The sequence below is a fragment of the Peribacillus simplex genome, from assembly GCF_001542915.1.
GTDB classification, from domain to species: domain Bacteria; phylum Bacillota; class Bacilli; order Bacillales; family DSM-1321; genus Peribacillus; species Peribacillus simplex_B.
The window spans coordinates 53,975-72,838 of the sequence record NZ_LNNH01000028.1; the positions used below are offsets into that span (position 1 = coordinate 53,975).

At 41.4% G+C, this 18,864-nt stretch carries 22 protein-coding genes; 8 read left to right on the top strand and 14 right to left on the bottom strand.

Going from position 1 to position 18,864, the window contains the following annotated elements; translation table 11 throughout:
• Nucleotides 1-2: 2 nt before the first annotated feature.
• The 5 genes from AS888_RS14435 to cdaS form a co-directional block, all read right to left on the bottom strand.
• Nucleotides 3-1,145, bottom strand: a complete 1,143-nt coding sequence (locus AS888_RS14435; RefSeq protein WP_061143005.1) for an acyl-CoA dehydrogenase family protein — start codon at nt 1,143-1,145, stop codon at nt 3-5.
• Between the two features lie 118 nt (nt 1,146-1,263).
• Nucleotides 1,264-2,511, bottom strand: a complete 1,248-nt coding sequence (locus AS888_RS14440; RefSeq protein ID WP_061142851.1) for a GTPase — start codon at nt 2,509-2,511, stop codon at nt 1,264-1,266.
• A gap of 113 nt (nt 2,512-2,624) precedes the next feature.
• The gene (locus AS888_RS14445) at nt 2,625-3,377 is read right to left on the bottom strand and encodes a helix-turn-helix transcriptional regulator (protein ID WP_061142852.1); all 753 of its coding nucleotides are present in this window, start codon (nt 3,375-3,377) and stop codon (nt 2,625-2,627) included.
• Nucleotides 3,378-3,779: 402 nt separating this feature from the next.
• Nucleotides 3,780-4,526 carry a type I methionyl aminopeptidase gene (map, locus tag AS888_RS14450; protein ID WP_061142853.1) on the bottom strand — a complete coding sequence of 249 codons (747 nt, stop codon included), beginning with the start codon at nt 4,524-4,526 and terminating at the stop codon, nt 3,780-3,782.
• A gap of 209 nt (nt 4,527-4,735) precedes the next feature.
• Nucleotides 4,736-5,356 (bottom strand): sporulation-specific diadenylate cyclase CdaS, encoded by a 621-nt coding sequence (gene cdaS, locus AS888_RS14455; RefSeq protein WP_081092458.1) that lies wholly within the window; start codon nt 5,354-5,356, stop codon nt 4,736-4,738.
• Nucleotides 5,357-5,635: 279 nt separating this feature from the next.
• Between cdaS and AS888_RS14460 the strand changes: the two genes are divergently transcribed.
• Nucleotides 5,636-5,956, top strand: a complete 321-nt coding sequence (locus AS888_RS14460) for a 2Fe-2S iron-sulfur cluster-binding protein (protein WP_061142854.1) — start codon at nt 5,636-5,638, stop codon at nt 5,954-5,956.
• A gap of 70 nt (nt 5,957-6,026) precedes the next feature.
• Here AS888_RS14460 and AS888_RS14465 read toward each other — a convergent pair whose 3' ends face one another.
• Entirely contained in the window at nt 6,027-6,404 is a 378-nt protein-coding gene (locus AS888_RS14465) for a VOC family protein (RefSeq protein ID WP_061142855.1), read from the bottom strand.
• Nucleotides 6,405-6,636: 232 nt separating this feature from the next.
• On the opposite strand from AS888_RS14465, the gene AS888_RS14470 reads away from it, so the two are divergent.
• The 5 genes from AS888_RS14470 (at nt 6,637) to AS888_RS14490 (ending at nt 9,485) form a co-directional block, all read left to right on the top strand.
• Nucleotides 6,637-7,104: a DinB family protein gene (locus AS888_RS14470; RefSeq protein ID WP_061142856.1), complete on the top strand. Its 468-nt coding sequence runs from the start codon at nt 6,637-6,639 to the stop codon at nt 7,102-7,104.
• Nucleotides 7,105-7,181: 77 nt separating this feature from the next.
• Nucleotides 7,182-7,595, top strand: coding sequence for a VOC family protein (locus AS888_RS14475; protein ID WP_061142857.1), 414 nt, complete (start codon nt 7,182-7,184; stop codon nt 7,593-7,595).
• A 186-nt stretch (nt 7,596-7,781) separates the two neighbouring features.
• Nucleotides 7,782-8,282 (top strand): VOC family protein, encoded by a 501-nt coding sequence (locus tag AS888_RS14480; protein WP_061142858.1) that lies wholly within the window; start codon nt 7,782-7,784, stop codon nt 8,280-8,282.
• A gap of 113 nt (nt 8,283-8,395) precedes the next feature.
• Nucleotides 8,396-8,698 carry a monooxygenase gene (locus tag AS888_RS14485; protein WP_061142859.1) on the top strand — a complete coding sequence of 101 codons (303 nt, stop codon included), beginning with the start codon at nt 8,396-8,398 and terminating at the stop codon, nt 8,696-8,698.
• A 235-nt stretch (nt 8,699-8,933) separates the two neighbouring features.
• A complete protein-coding gene (locus AS888_RS14490; protein ID WP_061142860.1) occupies nt 8,934-9,485 on the top strand; it encodes a ribonuclease FAU-1 family protein in 552 nt (183 codons plus the stop codon).
• A gap of 66 nt (nt 9,486-9,551) precedes the next feature.
• Here AS888_RS14490 and AS888_RS14495 read toward each other — a convergent pair whose 3' ends face one another.
• The gene (locus AS888_RS14495; protein ID WP_061142861.1) at nt 9,552-10,199 is read right to left on the bottom strand and encodes a lysozyme family protein; all 648 of its coding nucleotides are present in this window, start codon (nt 10,197-10,199) and stop codon (nt 9,552-9,554) included.
• Between the two features lie 223 nt (nt 10,200-10,422).
• Between AS888_RS14495 and AS888_RS25125 the strand changes: the two genes are divergently transcribed.
• On the top strand, nt 10,423-10,578 hold the full coding sequence (locus AS888_RS25125) for a DUF4021 domain-containing protein (RefSeq protein WP_100530237.1): 156 nt from the start codon (nt 10,423-10,425) through the stop codon (nt 10,576-10,578).
• A gap of 249 nt (nt 10,579-10,827) precedes the next feature.
• Here AS888_RS25125 and AS888_RS14500 read toward each other — a convergent pair whose 3' ends face one another.
• From AS888_RS14500 to AS888_RS14515, 5 genes are all read right to left on the bottom strand, one after another.
• Nucleotides 10,828-11,325 carry a GNAT family N-acetyltransferase gene (locus tag AS888_RS14500; RefSeq protein ID WP_061142862.1) on the bottom strand — a complete coding sequence of 166 codons (498 nt, stop codon included), beginning with the start codon at nt 11,323-11,325 and terminating at the stop codon, nt 10,828-10,830.
• Nucleotides 11,326-11,731: 406 nt separating this feature from the next.
• The gene (locus AS888_RS14505; protein ID WP_061142863.1) at nt 11,732-12,127 is read right to left on the bottom strand and encodes a cupin domain-containing protein; all 396 of its coding nucleotides are present in this window, start codon (nt 12,125-12,127) and stop codon (nt 11,732-11,734) included.
• A 112-nt stretch (nt 12,128-12,239) separates the two neighbouring features.
• Nucleotides 12,240-12,986 carry an SDR family oxidoreductase gene (locus tag AS888_RS14510; RefSeq protein WP_061142864.1) on the bottom strand — a complete coding sequence of 249 codons (747 nt, stop codon included), beginning with the start codon at nt 12,984-12,986 and terminating at the stop codon, nt 12,240-12,242.
• Between the two features lie 38 nt (nt 12,987-13,024).
• Nucleotides 13,025-13,123, bottom strand: coding sequence for a hypothetical protein (locus AS888_RS27160; protein ID WP_397251847.1), 99 nt, complete (start codon nt 13,121-13,123; stop codon nt 13,025-13,027).
• A gap of 672 nt (nt 13,124-13,795) precedes the next feature.
• Nucleotides 13,796-14,389, bottom strand: coding sequence for a hypothetical protein (locus AS888_RS14515; RefSeq protein ID WP_061142865.1), 594 nt, complete (start codon nt 14,387-14,389; stop codon nt 13,796-13,798).
• Nucleotides 14,390-14,560: 171 nt separating this feature from the next.
• On the opposite strand from AS888_RS14515, the gene AS888_RS14520 reads away from it, so the two are divergent.
• Nucleotides 14,561-15,679, top strand: coding sequence for an NAD(P)/FAD-dependent oxidoreductase (locus AS888_RS14520; protein ID WP_061142866.1), 1,119 nt, complete (start codon nt 14,561-14,563; stop codon nt 15,677-15,679).
• Between the two features lie 480 nt (nt 15,680-16,159).
• Here the strand turns inward: AS888_RS14520 and AS888_RS14525 are convergent, their stop codons facing one another.
• Both AS888_RS14525 and AS888_RS14530 read right to left on the bottom strand, forming a co-directional pair.
• Nucleotides 16,160-17,401, bottom strand: a complete 1,242-nt coding sequence (locus tag AS888_RS14525; protein ID WP_061142867.1) for a 2,3-bisphosphoglycerate-independent phosphoglycerate mutase — start codon at nt 17,399-17,401, stop codon at nt 16,160-16,162.
• 18 nt (nt 17,402-17,419) lie between these two features.
• Complete coding sequence (locus AS888_RS14530) at nt 17,420-18,829, bottom strand: SLC13 family permease (RefSeq protein WP_061142868.1); 1,410 nt, start codon at nt 18,827-18,829, stop codon at nt 17,420-17,422.
• Nucleotides 18,830-18,864: the final 35 nt, after the last annotated feature.

The following is an 18,864-nucleotide window of genomic DNA, read 5'->3' on the forward strand; positions in this document are numbered from 1 at the left end:
CCTTAATAAAGAGCAGATTTTGCGAGCATCGTAATGGTCGCATCATCCATTGGTGGATTATGAAGCCCTGCACGAACATCCCGATAGTAGCGTTGCAAGGGATTTTGCCGTTGCAAGCTTTTGGCACCAACTACCCTCATCGCCTTATCGACGATGGAGAGCGCTTTGTTTGTGACCGATAATTTAACGGCACCCAACTGGGTCGCTAATGCTTCACGATCCTCAGGATTCCGCTCCCACTTTTCTGCGACAGAGTATAGAAAATGATGCGCCTCACTTAACTCCAGTTCCATTTCCCCGATTGTCCTTTGAACGTTGGGAAGGTCCCTTATGGGTCCTGGCAAGCTATTGGGAGAATATGTTTTGGCGAATTCCACTGCATGATTTCTCGCAGCTACTGCAATTCCTAAATAACAGGCTGGTATATGTAATAGCCACGCTTCCGGTTTCCGTTTTTCCAAAGGGTTGCTTTTTTGCACATAATACTTTTCAGGCAAGCTCACGTCGTTTAACACCAAGTCATGACTTCCTGTTCCCTGCATGGAAATCATATCCCAAGTTTCTTCTATTACGACACCAGCTTCGTCGCGATGAACGAAAAATGTACCTAGCCGCTCATCCTCGGGTACCCATGCTGTCACAAGAAAAATGTCCAGGACGGGGGAAAGAGTGGTAAAAGTCTTTCTGCCATTCAAAATCCATCGTTCCCCTTTTTTAGTGGCGGTCGTTTCAGGCCGGCCTCCTCGCGTCGGGCTTCCCGTCCCGGCCTCTGATGCCGCCGTATTGACGAGGGCGCCCGCTGACACTTCGTGAAACAATTGATCCATGACCCCTTTTTCCCAGGGCTTCCTCTCCATTAAGGACAGCACCGTCCCGACGTGCCAGCCTATCCCTAAGGCGGTGGGGCCGCAATACTGCGCTATTTTTTCTTGGCAAAGGAGGAAATCATATAATGTCCCGCCATGGCCCCCAAACTCTTTTGCCAGCGTTAGCTTTGGATAGCCAAAATCCTTTAATTCTTTAATGTTTTCAAAAGGGAACCCATTTGTCGTATCGAGTGCTTCTGCTCGATCAGCAAAGGGCTGTATCCCTTCCTCTAACCTTTGTATATATTCTTGTTGCTTCCGTGATTGAAAAAAAAGCATGGAGAACACCCCTTCTATGATAAGCAATATGCTAAACCATCCAGCAGCAACACCCTTCACCACTAGAACTCCCTTTTATACTATCACTTTAGTGGAGATTCTGATTTGAATCTGCTTATTAGGATTCAATGTCCTCATTTTTAAAATTTTTGTTGGCGTTTTTATAAGCGTTTTTTGCCTGGTCGATGTCCTTGTTTTCAATGAAGTAGGCAATCGCAGCTTGACCGATGCCATAGGTGACTCCGCCGGCGACCGCACCGGAAACGGCTAGACCGGCTACCGGAACGAAGCGGACCGCTGCCCTGACACCTTCCCTGACAAGGAGGCCGATGCCTACATTGATTCCTAATGCTGCAATGAATTCACTCGCCGATTTCGTATTGATGTCTTTATCGGCGATGAAACCAATGACCACGATCATCAAGCCTTGAATTCCCGTCAAAATCGGAAAATCGGCAAAAGGAATCGGTTCTGCTCCAATAATACCGGCAATGGCCGTAAAGGTCCCCACGATCGTTCGCGCAAATTTTCTCTTGACGAATTGACTCTGGATCGCTTTGGCTGTCTTCAGTTTCGCTTCACTGGGTAAGGCCTCGATTAAATAATCCGAAAGTAAATCGATGTTCCAACGCATATCATATTCGATATTCCCGCTTTCATCAAAATCAATATAGGAACAAATGGGAATGATGTTCAAGAGCGGAATGTCACTTTCATCAAATCGCTTCGACATCAACATCATGGCCTCTTCCATATTCTGTTTTTTCTTGGGATTGGCATCAAAAGGTGCTTGTTTATAATGCGGAGGATCCAATTCATCCACTTGGGTGACTACACAGATGACTGGGACATCGTAATGGTGCTTCTCCTTGACGAGCATACGCAGCTTATTCAGCTCTTGTAAATCCTCTTCGATCCGCGCGTCCGCTTCCTTTGCTTTTATCAAGAAAAGAAACACATCGGGCTGTTCTTCCGTGACCGCCTTCATCAATTCTTGCAATGGGCTTTCTTCTTCGAATTCCTCTGTCGGTGCTTCACTTTCGCCTAATCCCCGGGAGTCCAACAGACGAATTTTAGGGTTGGCATCACTCGGATACCAGAGCCATTTCCCTTTACCCGTTCCTGATTTAACAGAACTGACATATTGCCGTTCCTGACCAAACATCGCATTGATCAATGAGGATTTTCCCGACCCGCGCCTGCCGACAAGGGCAATCCGCGGCTCCCTTGCATCGACCGTCATCGTTTTAAGCTTTAAAAGCTGATCCAGCATTTTGTTCTTTTTGGAATTGGAAATGGGCAGTTTGTCGACCTGGCCTTTTATGAAACTGAATATGCTGCCCATTTCATCGTGTTTTTCTACCATTATGCATTCCCCCATGATATGAAGTGTTTTTAATGACTTTTACCCTTTAAAGATTCATGATAAGCATGTAATTTGAAACTTCCTTACAATCTTATGGGCACGCTTTCACTTCTTCATGCACTTTCTTTTAAGAACATCACGACACTCGCCATGTATTTTTGGATTTCCTGCACTTGGAAAGCAGCCGAATCCGCAATTTGTTTATAATGGTGCTGTCCTTCGTCCGTAATTCTCAAATAACGTTTCGTTCGTTTTTCGCTTTCCCATCTTCCGACAAGAAGACCGTTCTCTTCCATTTCGTGAGATAAATCGTATAAATATCCGTTAGAAGCAATCCACCCGAACTGATTTTTAAGCAATTCGCCAATTTCCCCCATATAAATAGGTTTCTTTGTAAAAGCGGCTTTTAATGTAATGTACCGAACAAGATCCTTCACTGATATTATTTTCGAGAAATAAGACCGATATTCTTCAGGAAGTTCGTTTTGAACTGGGGGATTTTCACCTGATCCCCGCAAATCGAACATGAACCGGTCAATGACCTTTTTCACTTCGGAAAACCGCTCGAGGAAATTCTTTTGATACCATATATGAAGCTCTTTTCCTTTTTCGGTAATTTGATAATAATTTCTGCCCTTATTCGTGTAAAGGGATAAATGATCGGACTCTACAAGCATATTGGATATTTTGCACAAATAGTCGTAGCTATGCACTTTCCCAGTAAACGTATTCTTCAGGTCCTGATGAATCGCCCGTGGATAATTCGCCTTTAATTTCAAGGAATGGAGTAAAAAAATCGTTAAAAATTCCCGCTGGCTTAACCCGACCGATTCTACCGTTGCTGACGGCTTTACCCCTTTTTTCACTGCCAAAACCTCCTTCGTATCTCTAATGACCATGCAAATAAATATTTCATCCTTCTCCCTTATTATCCTGTGCTGCCACATAATAGTAAAGTTTTTAATGCTTAACTGCCTTGTACTATTATTCATGCTTCATTACATGGTGGGAGATGGGATATTTGATCTATTCTGACGAGGTTTTTAGTGGAATAATATGTAAAAAAGAAGAAGGGAGCAAAAATGCTTTGGGCATCGAGATTTCTTAATGCCCGTTTTCATAAGATCAAAATCCATCCATACCTTCTGGGATAAACCGGATGGAAGGTCATTACCGTTAAGCTCTTCAAGGATGGTTTGTGCCGCCTTCTCGAGAAATTCCACGCAAAAGAAAAACGGACCCGTAAGTTGGGTCCGTTTTTTATTAATTTACTGTTCAGTCAAGATGATCGGTTCATCTTTTGTGATGACGAGTGTATGTTCATATTGGGCGGATAGCTTTCCATCCGCGGTTCTCGCCGTCCAGCCGTCCTGGTCCATTTTCATATGCCAAGTTCCAGCATTCAGCATAGGCTCGATCGTGATGACCATGCCTTCTTTTAGTCGCGCCCCTTTACCAGGTTTACCATAGTGCAGGACGGTTGGGTCTTCGTGCATCGTTTTACCGATTCCATGCCCTGTGAAATCGCGGACAACGGAAAACTTTTCACCCTCGGCATATGATTGGATTGCATGCCCGATATCTCCCAGGCGATTTCCTGCCCGTGCAACTTCCATGCCTCTATATAAAGCGTTCTTGGTTACATCCATCAAGCGCTGTGCTTCTTCTGATACCTCGCCGACAGCATATGTCCAAGCGGAATCCGCCAAACCTCCGTTCAGGTTCACAACCATATCAATCGTTACGATGTCACCCTCTTTCAGCGCTTTTTTTTGCGGGAAACCGTGGCATATTACATCATTCACCGATGCGCATGTTGCGTATTTATATCCGTTATAGCCCTTTTGCTCCGGCGTTGCCCCATGTTCTGCAAGGTACTTGTCAACAAATTCCTCGATTTCCCAAGTTGTGATGCCTGGTTTGATCATTTTAGCAATTTCTCTATGCGTCGCAGCAAGAAGTTTGCCAGCTTCATGCATTAATTGTATTTCTCGATCACTTTTAATAGTTATCATCTCAAAATCCTCTTTCGTTTTGTATCTTATCTGATTGAATCTCCTTATTTATCATATGCCTTTTTTTATATAAAAAGCAACCAAAAACCCGGTGAAATTGACCGGGTTAACAATTTCATTTCATATCTCCCACATAAGAGCGGCAATCGAAAATCGGAACGCAAGTATCTTTGAACTTCCATTAATGTGTGATACGGGCAGGGGATTTTCTAATGTAGCCCATGATTATTTATGGGATACATATATCCATTTAACGCAAAGGATACTCGGCCTGTTTCCTCCGATACAACCAACACAAGGGCGTCGCTTCGTTCAGTCAATCCTAGGGCAGCCCTGTGGCGTGTTCCTAGTTTTTTGCCTTCTGTTGATCTGGCTGAAAGCGGAAGAACATTTGCAGCGGAAGCGATTTGGTTATGACTGACCAGCACCGCACCATCATGAAGCGGATTTCCAGGGAAAAAAATGGACTCCAATAAAGAGTGTGTTAATTCCGCTCCAATCGAAATACCCGGTTGAATGTATGTTTCCAGTGCATCCTGCCGCTCAATCACAATCAACCCACCATGTCTGCGATTGGATAGATTTTGGACGCAAAGTGTTAATTCAGGATATTTGTCCGTGAAAGGAGATAAATAGCAATTTAAATAAAAAGTGGCAGCTTTCATATCAATGGAGACAAATTTTTCTTTGATTTTTTCAAAGCTCCCGAGCAAACATTCGTTTTCATTCCCCATGGCCTCCAGGTTATTCTCTAATGCCGCTATCACTTGGCGGATATCCTCTTTCAATATTTGTTTCATGGGTGAAAAATCGCAATTTCCATCCTTCACAGCTAGACCCCTCCCTACTAGTATGCCTCTCTTCGCAACTGGTTTATATCCTGATCAGTTAATGTGTAATCGATAGGTAGTATGTAGTTAATGTTTGTCTTCGAGCTGCCGATTTATTCATCCAATGATAGGCTGCCAGTCACAAGCATCTTCCCCCTGCCTTCGTTTTACCGCCATTCGGAATGGACTCCACATTTTTTTTTTGGCATTTGGGAAAGGTAAGATAATAAATATGGAAGAGACCATGGGTGAAATCTTAAAAGAATGGGTGGGATTGAAATGCCTTATGTAACGGTTTATGACCGAGGAACGTTTGAAGTTGAAATGGGTAAGAAGTTAGTTTTGGCATTGGAAGATAACGGGGTTAATATTCTCCATCGATGTGGCGGAAAGGCCAAATGCACGACATGCAGAGTGGAGATATTGGCAGGTGATTTTGCTGAAGTGACAAATGAAGAAAAAAAATCCTTTGAGGAAAAAGGAATCGAGGATCAGCTTCGGCTATCCTGTCAAATTTACGTGAATGGAGACATCGCCATCCGTCCGATCATGACGGTTGAAAACTCGGGACTTGCCGCGGGGCCAAGGCCTGCAGAGTGAGAACGATAATTTTGTAAATCAAAACGACTAAAAATGGAATTTCTAGTCGTTTTGAAGATTCATCTTAGAATCACTTTTTTTCCATGATTGCAAAGTAATTATCTTCATTATCGGCAAAATTGAATACTTTACCTGTAGGCATCGTAACCATGTCTCCGACTTTGATATTCTTATCTAAAAATTCTTTATATAAGGCATCAAGATTTTCCGCGAAAAACATCAACGAAGGAGTATGAAGGTTCAATTCAGGCTGCATTTTAGCGATCAATTCCTTATTGTGCAGGATAATGCTCGTTTGCGCTTCTGTTGTAGGTGCCATTTCAATCCATCTCAAAGTTCCGTTATCCTCGTCTGAAATTACCTTAAAACCCATTTTTTCCGTCCAAAACTTCATGCATTCATCCTGGTTATTAACATATAGCATAATTTGGCCTACTTTATTGATCATATGCTTCACTCCATTTCCTGCGTTTTTATGGCTTGCAGCGTCTTTTAGAGTTTGAATGATCTAACTCCTTTTTGATTATACCAAATATTAGATCAATTATCTGCAAGTTTCTACTTTCCCAACTAAACTTTAAGAAATCTTCAGAAACTATTTTTTATCGGTAGAATTTGCAGGATTTTTCAATTATGCACAGAACATCTATACAGACTAATTTGCTAGGGAGTGTGAATGGATGGTACTTTCGAAAGACGGTTTATTTGAGATATTGGAAGGTAACAGAAGATTGACGATGCGGGTGGTGGAAGCTTTTCCTAAAGAGGAGCTATTCCACTATACACCTGCTGATAAGCTTCGTCCCTTCGCAGAGATGATTAAAGAAATCATGAACATCGAGAGTGCCTATATTCGGGGAATTGCTCTTCATGAATGGGAATTTCAAGATTCGTTTGCAGCCATTTCAACAAAAGAGGCCCTGATATCCGCCTGCGAAGCCGTAAGGGAGAATACACGGAGACTTTGGCAGGAAGTGACCGATGAAACACTTGAGGTAGTGGAAAAGGATCCATTCTTTGGCCCCGCTCAAAGCCATTTTGCGAGAATCCAATATGGGTTGGAGAATGAAATCCATCATAGAGGACAAGGGTTTATTTATCTTAGGATACTAGGGATGGAACCGCCTGAATTTTTCGTCAGGGATTAAGACGAATGTAAAACCATTTGAGAACAAACTGCCTGATTACGCTATCCATAAGTAGGAAAAATAAAGGAGTGGGACAAATGTCAGTTGATGCATACCTTAATTTTAATGGAAATTGTCGTGAAGCGGTAAAGTTTTATGCCGAGGTCTTTGGAACGGAAGCAACGAACTTCATGACCTTTGGGGAAACCCCGCCGAACCCTGAATTTAAACTTCCAGAGGAAGCGAAAAATTTAGTCATGCATGCAAGAATGAATATTGGCGGCAGCAATATCATGTTTTCCGATGTTTTCCCTGGTATGCCTTTTATTGAAGGAAACAACATCAGCCTCGCATTCGTTACGGATAATCTGGATGAAATCGAATCAATCTTCCATAACTTAAAAGAAGGCGGCACGGTCCGTATGGAGCTTCAAGAAACCTTTTGGAGTAAGTTATACGGTCAAGTAACGGACAAGTTCGGAATCAACTGGCAAGTCAACGTCGGCAGCTGATAACGGCATTACGTTAATGGCATTTCCCTGCGGATATGGGGGCTATTCCTTTCGTGGAAAGCATCTCCATATCCTCTTTGTGCTTTCAACTTCTGTACGGACGATGCCAGGTTCGATCGCCGAAGTCCCTTGATGATAAAATACAGCAAAGGTCCATGTAAACATGAAGACGAAAGGGTGAAAATGATGAAAAACAAACTTCAAAAAATCACAACAAATCTATGGTTCGATACACAGGCAGAGGAGGCCGCGAGATTTTATACGTCCATCTTTGAAAATTCGAAGATTGGCAGGATCACACACTATGGCAATGTAGGTCGGGAAATCCATGGAATGTCAGAGGGAAAAGTGATGACGGTCGAATTTGAATTGGAAGGACAGGCATTCATCGCATTGAATGGCGGGCCGCATTTCAAATTCACAGAGGCGATATCCTTCATCATTCATTGCGAATCTCAAAAAGATGTCGATTATTATTGGGAAAATCTTTCACAAGGCGGAGATGAAAAAGCGCAAGCTTGCGGCTGGCTGAAAGATCAATTCGGAGTATCTTGGCAGATAATTCCTGAAAATATTACGGATATGATTAACAACACGGATCCTGAAAGATCGGCAAGAGTCATGACAGCACTGTATCAAATGAAGAAAATTGATATAAATGCATTAAAGCGGGCCTATAACGGATAAGATTTATTTAGATAAGTTCATAAGTGAGTTTATTGAAAAAGAGCTTTCACTTGACCATAATCAAATAGCGGAATCCTATTTAACAACCATAAAATAAACAAAGGAGTATGACCATGGCATACGTATTACAAGTCGATTTTAAAATGAATGGACCATTCGGAAATGAAATGGCTGAGGCGTTTTCTGATATAGCGAGAAGCATCAATGAAGAAGAGGGCTTCATATGGAAAATCTGGACAGAAAGTCCCGAAACAAATGAAGCAGGCGGAATCTACACTTTTGAAACGAAAGAAACGGCTGAAACATATCTGCTCATGCACACTAATAGATTAGCTGGCATTGGAATTACAAACGTCAACGCAAAAATCTTTGCCATTAATTCAAAGCTTACTGAGCTCAATAAAGGTTCCGTATAATCATTGATTTTAAAAAACAGAATGAATCATGAACTAAGCCCCCTTACATGCCCTTATAAAGGAGATCTAACAATTTACGTACTGTCTCCTTTTTTTCTTTTAGTAACGACGATACTCTACCCCATTAGGATAGCCTCCTTCCTTTACCTGAATACCCTCCAAATAGAAACGAAACATGTTCAGGGCTACACTGAAATACATAATCAAAATCGCATGATAAGGAGAAAGATGAAAAATGGTCCATATAAGTGCATTTGCGATTCAACGTCGTGACGAAATGATAGAAAGAAAAATCCGCTACGACTCTTTAATCGTGGATCATCCTTGCATCTGTTTAGCGGCAGATGAAGATGAAGTTGTGCTTTTTCACGAAGTCAACGATTCTTTCACGATGAACACCCCGGAAACCGAATTAACGATCTCGAAAGGAAGCTATACGATTGCTTATTATTGGCGGCATCGCCCCTATAATTTGTACATTTGGAGAAACAAGCAAGGACAATATGTCGGTTCATATTTCAATATGGTGAAAAACACTTCCATTCTGGACAAGTTGGTAACTTTTGAAGACCTGATCATTGATATATTGGTCCTTCCGGATGGCGATCACTTTATCTTGGATGAAGACGAGCTCCCCGTCCCATTGGATGTGTTCGAAAATGGGTCAGTCCAACAAGCTTTGACCGATTTATTGGATTCAATGGATGATCTGCTTGCTCAAACCGTGTTACAATCAGGGCATTTCTATAAACATGAAGACCTCCTTTCCTTATTACGTCAGAGATAAAAAAACCTGCCAGAAATTTGGCAGGCAAGTCAATTGTAAACAGGTGAATCTATTGCAAGGATATCCTTACTCACTGTCCGCTTGAGCTGAAATACTGTCTGCCAGCTCTTCAATGTTCTTGGTCACTTTTTCGCTGTACGTATAATCACCGTAGCAATACGGATAGCGGAAATTGTCCTTGTCCCCGCCGCAATCATAGAGCGCAGGGTCCTTTTCCACTTGAATCATGGAGAATTGCTTGGCTAGCTCTTCCGTATGCTTCCCCCCTTTTTTTGCTATGTAATCAATATAACCAATTCCCATGTTATAGGCTTGAATGATCGTGGCAAAATCAACGTTCTTTTCATTGCCATATTCATTGATCCTTCTGAAATGCTTCACGCCATACTTTATGCTTTCGTTTGGGTCTGTAATGGTATTGGGGTCCAGTCCGGCAGATTCAGATGACTGCATGGGATCACCGCCGCGCCCACGGCTTTCTTGCTGCATCAAGGCAATCAATGTTGAAGTATGTTCTTCAAGCCCGTATTTTTTCAACTCATCTTGGATAATGGGACTATATTTCTTTACATTCGCAAAAGAATCCAGAGGGGGTATCGATGTGGATACATTTCCGTTAAATGGGTTTTGCATGACCTGCTTCATGACCAAAAAGGCCAAAACCAAGCTCAGTATAACTAACAACTTCTTTGATTTCTTACGTTTTTTCTTCACATGCTCTCTCCGTAATCTCTAGGTTATATATTTATAGTTTAACAAAAAGTTAAAGTAATAACTATTTAGAATAGCATTTTAATTGCTCAAACTAAAAATGCCGGCTATTTGGATGAATCGCCAACTAATGAAAACTTTGCCCATCTAACCGGGAACTCGCTTTTTGCCATGAAGGTATATTTATATTGACATGGAGAAACACTAGTGATTGGAGGTGATATGTTTGGGTAAGAATAATGATCAACAAGAAAAGAATGATGATAAAAAGAAAAAAATCACGAACGACTTTGGGGCCGACCCAGATGAACAGGAAATGAATGGTCTGTATGGGATGCTGGAAACCGAATATGAAGATCGTCTTCACGACAAAGAAAAGTAACCTTTCCATGCTAATTTATCGAGCGCCTGCTATTGCGTTTTTAGGAATTCACCTGAATTGAACTTCATGATTTCGCTTCATTAGGTCCGTATGCAGGTAACCTATTTCGGGACATGGAAGCGAAAAGGTTTATATGAAAAGCCCTCCTGAAATGAAAAAGATTCAGGAGGGTTTCGTATTACTCGATTGAGTGATTGGATCAGTATCTACCTATCCTCTTTTGCATCCGTTGGTTTGCTAACAATGGTTTTAAAGAAACAAAACCATATGATCTTCATCAAAATATGCCTGATCTAATTTCAATGCTCTCTTTTCTCTACCAAACAGCTCAAAACCAAAATAAGAATACAGTTTTTTGGCTGATTCATTAGTTGTTACCACAGTTAAATAAACCTGCTCAATTCCTTCCAAATCGTTTGCCTTCTTAATTGCTTCTACCATCAAGCTCTTTCCAATTCCCCTACCACGGTTTTCAGGTGAAACGTACATGGCAAAGATATGGGCTTTATGTTTTAGTTTACGTTTATTTTCTCTGACCAAAGTAACAGCACCGACAAGTTTTCCCTGTTCAAATGCACCAAAGGTAAAAGATACATCCGATTGCAAGCGACTCTTATATGTTTCTATTGAATTCTCTTTTTCCTCCTCATAGCTTGAACCGAATGATTCAGCATTCTTTCGTAAACCTTCCAATCTTACATTTCGATAATTTTCAGCATCTAATGGTTTCAAAAGTCTTATATCCATTGTTTCCTCCTAATGAAACGAAAAGTAATCCCCTTTATTTTACAACAAAATCAAGAATGTTTTTTTTAACTATTGACGTTAAACATGAAAAAGACAGGAATATTATTAAATAAGTGCCTGTACATACAGTTATGACAACATGCAAAAGAACATCCCATTTTCGGAGGATGATGCTAGAAGAGCTTCGTTTGACTTCATTCAGCACTTCTCCCTCCGATTGTTGAAAAGAATTACTGTAATATGCCTAGAGGAAATCCTTAGTACTCCTCCCACCTTCTGAATTTTTCGCTAAACGATGAAAGTTCCACCGCATGGAAAAGGTAAAAAAGCCACCCAAAGGATGGCATCACACAGCAACCATAATAAAAGAATAACGCATCGAATTTAGTCATTCGATGCGTTAGTTTTATAAATTGTGATACGTTTCATCATCAACGGCTTCTAACCAGACCGTTTCACCAGGGGTCATGGCTAAGTGGACGAACCAACTGTCTTTTGTCGCACCATGCCAATGTTTGACATTCGGAGGGATATTCACCACATCACCGGTTTTAAGGAATTGGGCCGGCTTCCCTTCTTCTTGATACCAACCCTCTCCGCTGGTAATCAGCAATACTTGTCCAACATTGTGGGAGTGCCAGTTATTGCGTGCTCCAGGTGAAAAGGTTACATTACCGATAGAAGTATGGAGTGGCTTCGGATCGGTAAACACCATATGTAAGTAGGCATCACCGATAAAGTTTTTTTCAACTTTTTGTCCCAATGGAAAAATTGCGCTATTGTTTAGTTGTTCATTTTTCATTAAATGTTTCCTCCTTTTTTGTTGAAAGACGACATATGGCAAACCATATATGGACGGCGCTTACTGCCCATGTTAAAAACCTCCAAAACAGGATCCGAACAATTATATATGATTAGCCCATTTGTACAGTTGGCCGGATTATCATTTCATTTATGGCTACATCAGAAGGCTGCTCAATGGCAAAGGCAATGGTGCGGGCGATGCTTTCCGCATCAATTGCCGTTTTGTAAAATTCATCCAACCCCGCTTTCATCTCCGGATCTGTAGTAGTCGTTAGCAATTCGCTGCTAACAGCCCCTGGAGATACATTTGTAACACGGATATTCGTACCGCTCATTGCCTCTTCTTGTCGTAAGCCTTCAGAAATGGCTCTTACTGCATGTTTGGTGCCGCAATATACCGTTCCCCCTGGGTAGACGTTGTGTCCCGCTACCGAAGAAAGATTAATGATATGCCCTGATTTACGTTCCCTCATGGATGGGAGTACGGCAGCAATGGCATACAAAACCCCTTTAATATTGACGTCAATCATTTTATCCCATTCATCAACTTTTTTATTGAAAAGAAATGCTTGTGGCATGACGCCTGCATTATTGACTAAAACATCGATTTTACCATACTCTTTTAGCGCATACTCAGCCAGCTCTTCCATTTGTTCATGGGATGTAACATCCGTCACCTTATAAATGGCTTGTCCGCCACTCTTCAGTATCTCTTCATGTAATGCCTTAAGCCGGTCTTCACGACGTGCAGCAAGTACCAGCTTGGCACCCTTGGATGTTAGGTCCTTTGCAGTAGCTTCGCCAATTCCACTAGAAGCACCCGTAATGATTACAACTTTATCTTGAATAGTAGACATGTTAAAATGACATCCTTTCTTAATGAACCTATATTTTCTTATTTCTCTTTTGAAAACGATTCTTTTGCAACCGTAATCGCTGACATCGCTTTTGGCCAACCAGCATAGAAAGCAAGGTGGGTCATGACTTCTACCATTTCTTCTTCTGCAAGGCCATTTTCTTTTGCCTTGTTTAAATGAAATCCGTATTTCCACCAACTATTAATGAAGATACGGTAATGAAACTGCGATCACGTGGAGAAAGCTCCTTACGCTCCCATACTTCTCCAAATAACACTTCATCGTTTAATTGCACAAGTTTTGGGGCGAATCCCCGCTCATTTTTTGTGCAGGAGTGATTTGTTTTGAAGTTGACATTTCATATCCCTTCTTTCACTGTTTACTTTTCTATTATGCCGAAGCTAATTGATTTGGTGTTGGGTTTAAAAGCACATAAATGCGATATGGCGCATTTGTGTATAATATAATAGATAAAATGGATGTCTGCAATAATCAAAAACATGAGTTTCATGCAATTTGGCACATGTTCATTAAAGTTGTGCCATACCTTTAAAAAAAGTTAATGAATTTTCCAGTCCCAGCAAGCTGAATGCCACTGAAAGACCAAGGAAGTTTTGCGAATATATCATTGGGGAATTTTTATGGCAGAGCAGATATACAAAAGGGGGAAAATCATAGTGGAAATGTTTTTATGAGAAATGTACCAGGAACATGAATATTTTATTCCCGTCTATTGGTTGTTTTCCAATTCCTTATTACTGTCTCGAAAAATTAAAATAACGCCATCCAAAGGATAGCGTTACTTGCACTTATATTTCTTCTTCGACTGTTTGAACAAGGATAAAAAGAAAATGATAAATTAAATGAAAAGCATCTTCTAATGATAGGTCTTCTCGAAACCCTTTGACGTTATTCAAGGCAAAGTTGACATCCCAAAGGCCGTCACCCGGGTTAAACATTAAACTGAATGAACCAATGTCTTCTTGAAGCTCCTTTTTTAAATACGTTTTTAAGACATCACCCATTTTTTTCTGAAGTTTCAACCCGAACATCGCATTATAGGTACCGAATACATCATCTACCTCGATAGAAAGGGCCTCAACTCCGATAAGTTCGAACCATTCCGATTCAAAATAAAGGAATTCATCTTTATTTTTTTTAAAGTAGTCAATCGGCTGGGCCAAGAATGAAGCATTCTCGATGGCAATCAATTCTTCACTCTCTTTATTACTGCGTTCGATATAAGCATCGACAAAACGTGATGTATTTTCCTTTACCACTATAGTGCTATCTTCCGTAATTAATTTATGCTTTTCCGAATACTCCTTTTCTTCATTAAATAGCTCCACCTTGTTATTGGTGATGGATTTTGATATGTATGCTTCCATTCGTTTTCTTAACATATGATGTCCTCCTCGTATCTTTTCAAGCTTATGCAATTTCCATCATAGCATATCCACAGCTTAGAAAATAACTTTGTGAAACAAATTACAATACTAATGTGGAAATCGTACCAAGGCTTCGTTATAGTAATGGTACAGCAGGTATACAAATAGAGAAATGAGATGTTGAACATGCAAAAAATCATTGTCGTAGGAGCAGGGATCCTCGGAGCCTCCACTGCCTATCAGCTTGCTAAAGCGGGGGCTGAAGTGATCATCATTGATCGTCAGGATGATGGACAGGCAACCTCCGCCGCTGCAGGAATCGTATGTCCTTGGATATCGCAAAGACGTAACAAGGCTTGGTACCACCTTGCTAAAAATGGAGCGGCTTTTTATCCTGGACTGATTGATGAACTGAAACGGGATGGGGAAACCGAGACTGGTTATGCCCAAGTCGGAGCCGTCAGTTTACATACGGAAGAAGGAAAACTGATGGCGATGAAGGAGAGAGCCGAAAAACGGAAAGAAGACGCTCCGGAGATGGGCACGATCACCCTACTATCCCCTTTGGAAACAAAGGAGTTATTCCCACCTCTTTCCAGTGAATATGCTGCTGTTCATGTAAGTGGGGCCGCTCGGGTGGATGGTAGGGCACTTCGCGATTCTTTACTGCGTTCATCGCAAAAAAACGGCGCTAAGTTAATGTATGGTGAGGCCATTCTTTCATATGAAGATTCACAGGTCAATGGTGTAACCTTCGAAGGCAAATTCATATCTGCTGATCAAGTGATCGTTTGTGCGGGGGCATGGGCATCGGGCTTGCTTAAGCCTCTTGGTGTGAACTTTAAAGTCAGCTTTCAGAAGGCCCAAATCATCCATCTTGATTCGCCGATTGAGGGAACCGATAACTGGCCGGTTGTCATGCCTCCTAGTGATCAATATCTCCTCGCATTCGATCATAATAAAATCGTTGCCGGCGCTACCCATGAAAATACGGAAGTGTTCGACAACCGAGTGACCGCCGGAGGTTTGCAGGAGGTTTTCAATAAAGCAATGAATACCGCTCCTGGTTTGGCAGATAGTTCGTTCGTCGAAGCAAGGGTCGGCTTTCGTCCTTTCACGCCAGGGTTCCTGCCAGTTATCGGCCCGCTGCCTGATTGGCAAGGGATAATCATAGCGAATGGCCTGGGAGCTTCCGGTTTAACGATGGGTCCTTATATTGGCTCACAACTTGCAAACCTTGCACTTGATAGGGATTTGGATATCGATCTGGATATGTATGATGTAAGAGGTGCTTTGGAAAAATAGGTTCACCTTTGTTTGATAGGCGTCAAAAAAAAGATCAATGCTGCTCTACCCTTTAGGGCATCAGCATTGATCTTTATCCAATTGGGGATGGAAAAATCTATGGGAGTGCAAAATGAAACTATTGGTTGAATCTTATTAATAGATTTTCATTTTGTCCTGAGATGTCAATATCCCAGGTTCCATGAACAGAATCATATTTCAATAAATGAGCGACGGTTCTGCCGGATAAATGGAATTGATTGCTATTAAATTAAAGGTATTATTTGGATCAGACAAAATTTATCTAACCAATATACGTCCTATTCTTTGTATCACTAATACCTAATTTTCTTTCCATCGTGCCCCCTCCTTTTCTTTTTTGATCTCTTTTTCTATCCAGAAAATAAATTATTGATCTACCCCTAATCTAAAAGCCTTTTTATAAACCATTTCCAGTAAATCATTAGTAATTCTCTGCATTTCAAAAACCTCTTTTATATCCTAATTACCTTGTTTTTTTACAACTCCTATTAATCCATGCAGTGTTCTTATAAATTCATTCCCGGTTAAATGCCCTAATCCCCCATGGGCGCAATCCAGTTCACTATATTGCATGATACGATCTCTCCGAATTCCAGGGCCATGAATGAGGATCGGAACGGGTTCACCTGTATGCTCTCCGACTTCACAAGGCGTAGAATGGTCAGCAGCCAAAGCCAAATAGACATTTTCAGGTAAATCCTGGACAATAAGCCCGACCATCTGATCGAAAAGTTCAATTGCTTTTGCTTTTTCAAATGGTTCATTATCATGGCCTTTAACATCAGGCGCCTTAATATGGACGTAGACCATATCTTGTTTTGCAATCTCTTCAAGAGCTAGTCGCGCTTTTAATTCTACATTTGTGTCTATATTTCCTGTCATACTGCTATCGGTAATCGGCTTAAAGCCGGCTAGTTGGGCAACACCTAATACCGTACTTTCTCCTGCAATACAGCTTCCTTTAACTTTTAGTTGTTGAACAATTGGTTCCAGCTTCACCATTTTTCCAGCTCCCCTTGTCAAAATAAAGTTAGCGGGTAACTTCCCCTCAGCATTGCGCTTCATATTAATTGGGTGGGATGATAATATGGCATGGGACTTCTTAAGAAGCATATTTAAAATAGTTGCTGTTCTTGCAGCTTCCTTCGATGCGTCCATAGGTTCTACCTGATGATAAGGTTTACCGTCGTGCGGGGCTTTAGGATCGGAGTCACTAATTTTATCGCTTAATCCATTTCCACGCAGGATTAACACAGCTCGATGTTCCGTAGCTGGTTTAAAAAAGACTTCTATCCCATCTTCAATCTCTATTCCATTAATAGCTTCAGCAATTTCGTCGGTTTTCTCGCGAATTCTCCCTGCACGTCGATCGACAACAATTCCGTTCTCATCGACCGTGGCAAAATTACACCGAAATACAATATCTCCAGGCTCGACTTGCATACCGATGCCTATAGCCTCAATAGGTCCTCGTCCAGGATAATGATGAGGCTGATAACCGAATAAAATTAAATGTCCCATATCCGTTCCTACGGGAATGCCGGAACTAATTGGATTCATCATACCCGTTATCCCTTCAGAAGCTAGGCGATCTAGATTCGGTGTTTGAGCGTATTCCAATGGAGTTTTATATTCTAATAAAGGATGGGGGCGATCCCCTAATCCATCAGCAATTGCCATGATAACTTTTCTTTTCAACATAATGCTTTCCTCCTAATGTTATAACCCCAGCACGTTAAACCAAGTAAAATATAATAGACTGATAACGGAAGCGCCAATAAAGCAAGTAACAACCGCATACTTCATTTGATCCAAGACAGAAAAGTATCCTGTTGAAAAATAAATCGTATTAACTTTCGAATGTGGCGGAAGCGTGATTGTATAGGTCATAGTCATGGCAGCAGCTAGTGCAAGAGGTACAGGATCCATACCCAATGTTTTAGCCAAAGCGATGAAGGCTGGGATCAAAATCGTAACTCTCACAGTTTTACTCGTAAAGATGAGATGGCTGTACATACTTAGGAAAATGACAACTACAGCTACCATCGTATGACTCATTTGGTCTATCCCTAAACCATCAACTAACTTACTGATTAGCCATACTGCTCCTCCAGAATCGTCCAATGCATTTCCTGCAGCATAGGCACCTGCAGCGAAAATCATGAGTTCCCATTTGATGTTCGCATCTTTCCATTCAAGCATTCCGACTTTTGGAAGCAAGCAAAGGAGTGCTGCAATAACCGCAGTCTGTGCGGTGCTGATTTCAAAACCGAACCAACCTTCTTGATAGTCTCCCGTAGCCCACAAGAATACAGTAAGGAGGAATATGATCGTTGCTTTCTTCTCAGCTAAGGAGAAAGAACCTAAATTCTTCAGTTCATCCTGGAGCGTACCCATTACATTTTCAAAGTTACCTTCTTCTTTTATTGAGAATAATTTTAACCCTATCGCAAAGGTGATTGCCATCGTGATGATAGAGGCAGGCATAGAGGCAAAAAGCCAATCCATATAACCGATGTCACCGCCGGCTTGCTCGTTAATGAAACCGACTGCAATGATGTTACCAGCAGTAGCCGTCATGACGCCCGAAGTAGCAAGAGCATCCGCTTGGAGACCTTGAAGCATCATAACTTTCCCAAGTGGACTTTTCCCTGGGATTGCTCGATAAACTTCCAGCAAAATCAAGCAAATCGGCATCATAAGTGTAGCTCGTGCTGTCGTGGACGGAACGAAAAACGCCAACACAAAATTGATAACGACTAAAACAATCAAAGTTCTTTTCGGTGTTTTACCAAATTTCGTGACCATCCATAATGAGAATCTTCTTCCTAAATTTGACTTCATCATTGCAGAAGTGAGGACAAACGCGGAAACCATTAACCAAATAACGTCAAACCCTAATGTTCCAAAAGCCACTTTTTGATCTTCAACGGCTCCGATTAATGGAAGCATCAGGATTGCAATGAGCGATGTTAGGTATATCGGAATTGGAGTAGTTACCCAAAGGACCAAAGCAGCAACGAATACGGCTATTGATTTTTGTGCTGCAGGTTCCATTCCTTCTGGCGTAGGCATGAATATCAATAATAAAAAAGCTACAATAGCGATGGGAATTCCCCATTTTTTCATTCCTCAATCCCGCCTTTCTTCATAAATGGTGAGTA

Coding starts and splice junctions, on each gene's coding strand:
- AS888_RS14435 (WP_061143005.1), bottom strand. CDS start 1,145: ATGCTTTTTTTTCAATCACGGAAGCAACAAGAATATATACAAAGGTTA.
- AS888_RS14440 (WP_061142851.1), bottom strand. CDS start 2,511: ATGGTAGAAAAACACGATGAAATGGGCAGCATATTCAGTTTCATAAAA.
- map (WP_061142853.1), bottom strand. CDS start 4,526: ATGATAACTATTAAAAGTGATCGAGAAATACAATTAATGCATGAAGCT.
- AS888_RS14460 (WP_061142854.1), top strand. CDS start 5,636: ATGCCTTATGTAACGGTTTATGACCGAGGAACGTTTGAAGTTGAAATG.
- AS888_RS14465 (WP_061142855.1), bottom strand. CDS start 6,404: ATGATCAATAAAGTAGGCCAAATTATGCTATATGTTAATAACCAGGAT.
- AS888_RS14470 (WP_061142856.1), top strand. CDS start 6,637: ATGGTACTTTCGAAAGACGGTTTATTTGAGATATTGGAAGGTAACAGA.
- AS888_RS14475 (WP_061142857.1), top strand. CDS start 7,182: ATGTCAGTTGATGCATACCTTAATTTTAATGGAAATTGTCGTGAAGCG.
- AS888_RS14480 (WP_061142858.1), top strand. CDS start 7,782: ATGAAAAACAAACTTCAAAAAATCACAACAAATCTATGGTTCGATACA.
- AS888_RS14485 (WP_061142859.1), top strand. CDS start 8,396: ATGGCATACGTATTACAAGTCGATTTTAAAATGAATGGACCATTCGGA.
- AS888_RS14490 (WP_061142860.1), top strand. CDS start 8,934: ATGGTCCATATAAGTGCATTTGCGATTCAACGTCGTGACGAAATGATA.
- AS888_RS14500 (WP_061142862.1), bottom strand. CDS start 11,325: ATGGATATAAGACTTTTGAAACCATTAGATGCTGAAAATTATCGAAAT.
- AS888_RS14505 (WP_061142863.1), bottom strand. CDS start 12,127: ATGAAAAATGAACAACTAAACAATAGCGCAATTTTTCCATTGGGACAA.
- AS888_RS14510 (WP_061142864.1), bottom strand. CDS start 12,986: ATGTCTACTATTCAAGATAAAGTTGTAATCATTACGGGTGCTTCTAGT.
- AS888_RS27160 (WP_397251847.1), bottom strand. CDS start 13,123: ATGGTAGAAGTCATGACCCACCTTGCTTTCTATGCTGGTTGGCCAAAA.
- AS888_RS14515 (WP_061142865.1), bottom strand. CDS start 14,389: ATGTTAAGAAAACGAATGGAAGCATACATATCAAAATCCATCACCAAT.
- AS888_RS14520 (WP_061142866.1), top strand. CDS start 14,561: ATGCAAAAAATCATTGTCGTAGGAGCAGGGATCCTCGGAGCCTCCACT.
- AS888_RS14525 (WP_061142867.1), bottom strand. CDS start 17,401: ATGTTGAAAAGAAAAGTTATCATGGCAATTGCTGATGGATTAGGGGAT.
- AS888_RS14530 (WP_061142868.1), bottom strand. CDS start 18,829: ATGAAAAAATGGGGAATTCCCATCGCTATTGTAGCTTTTTTATTATTG.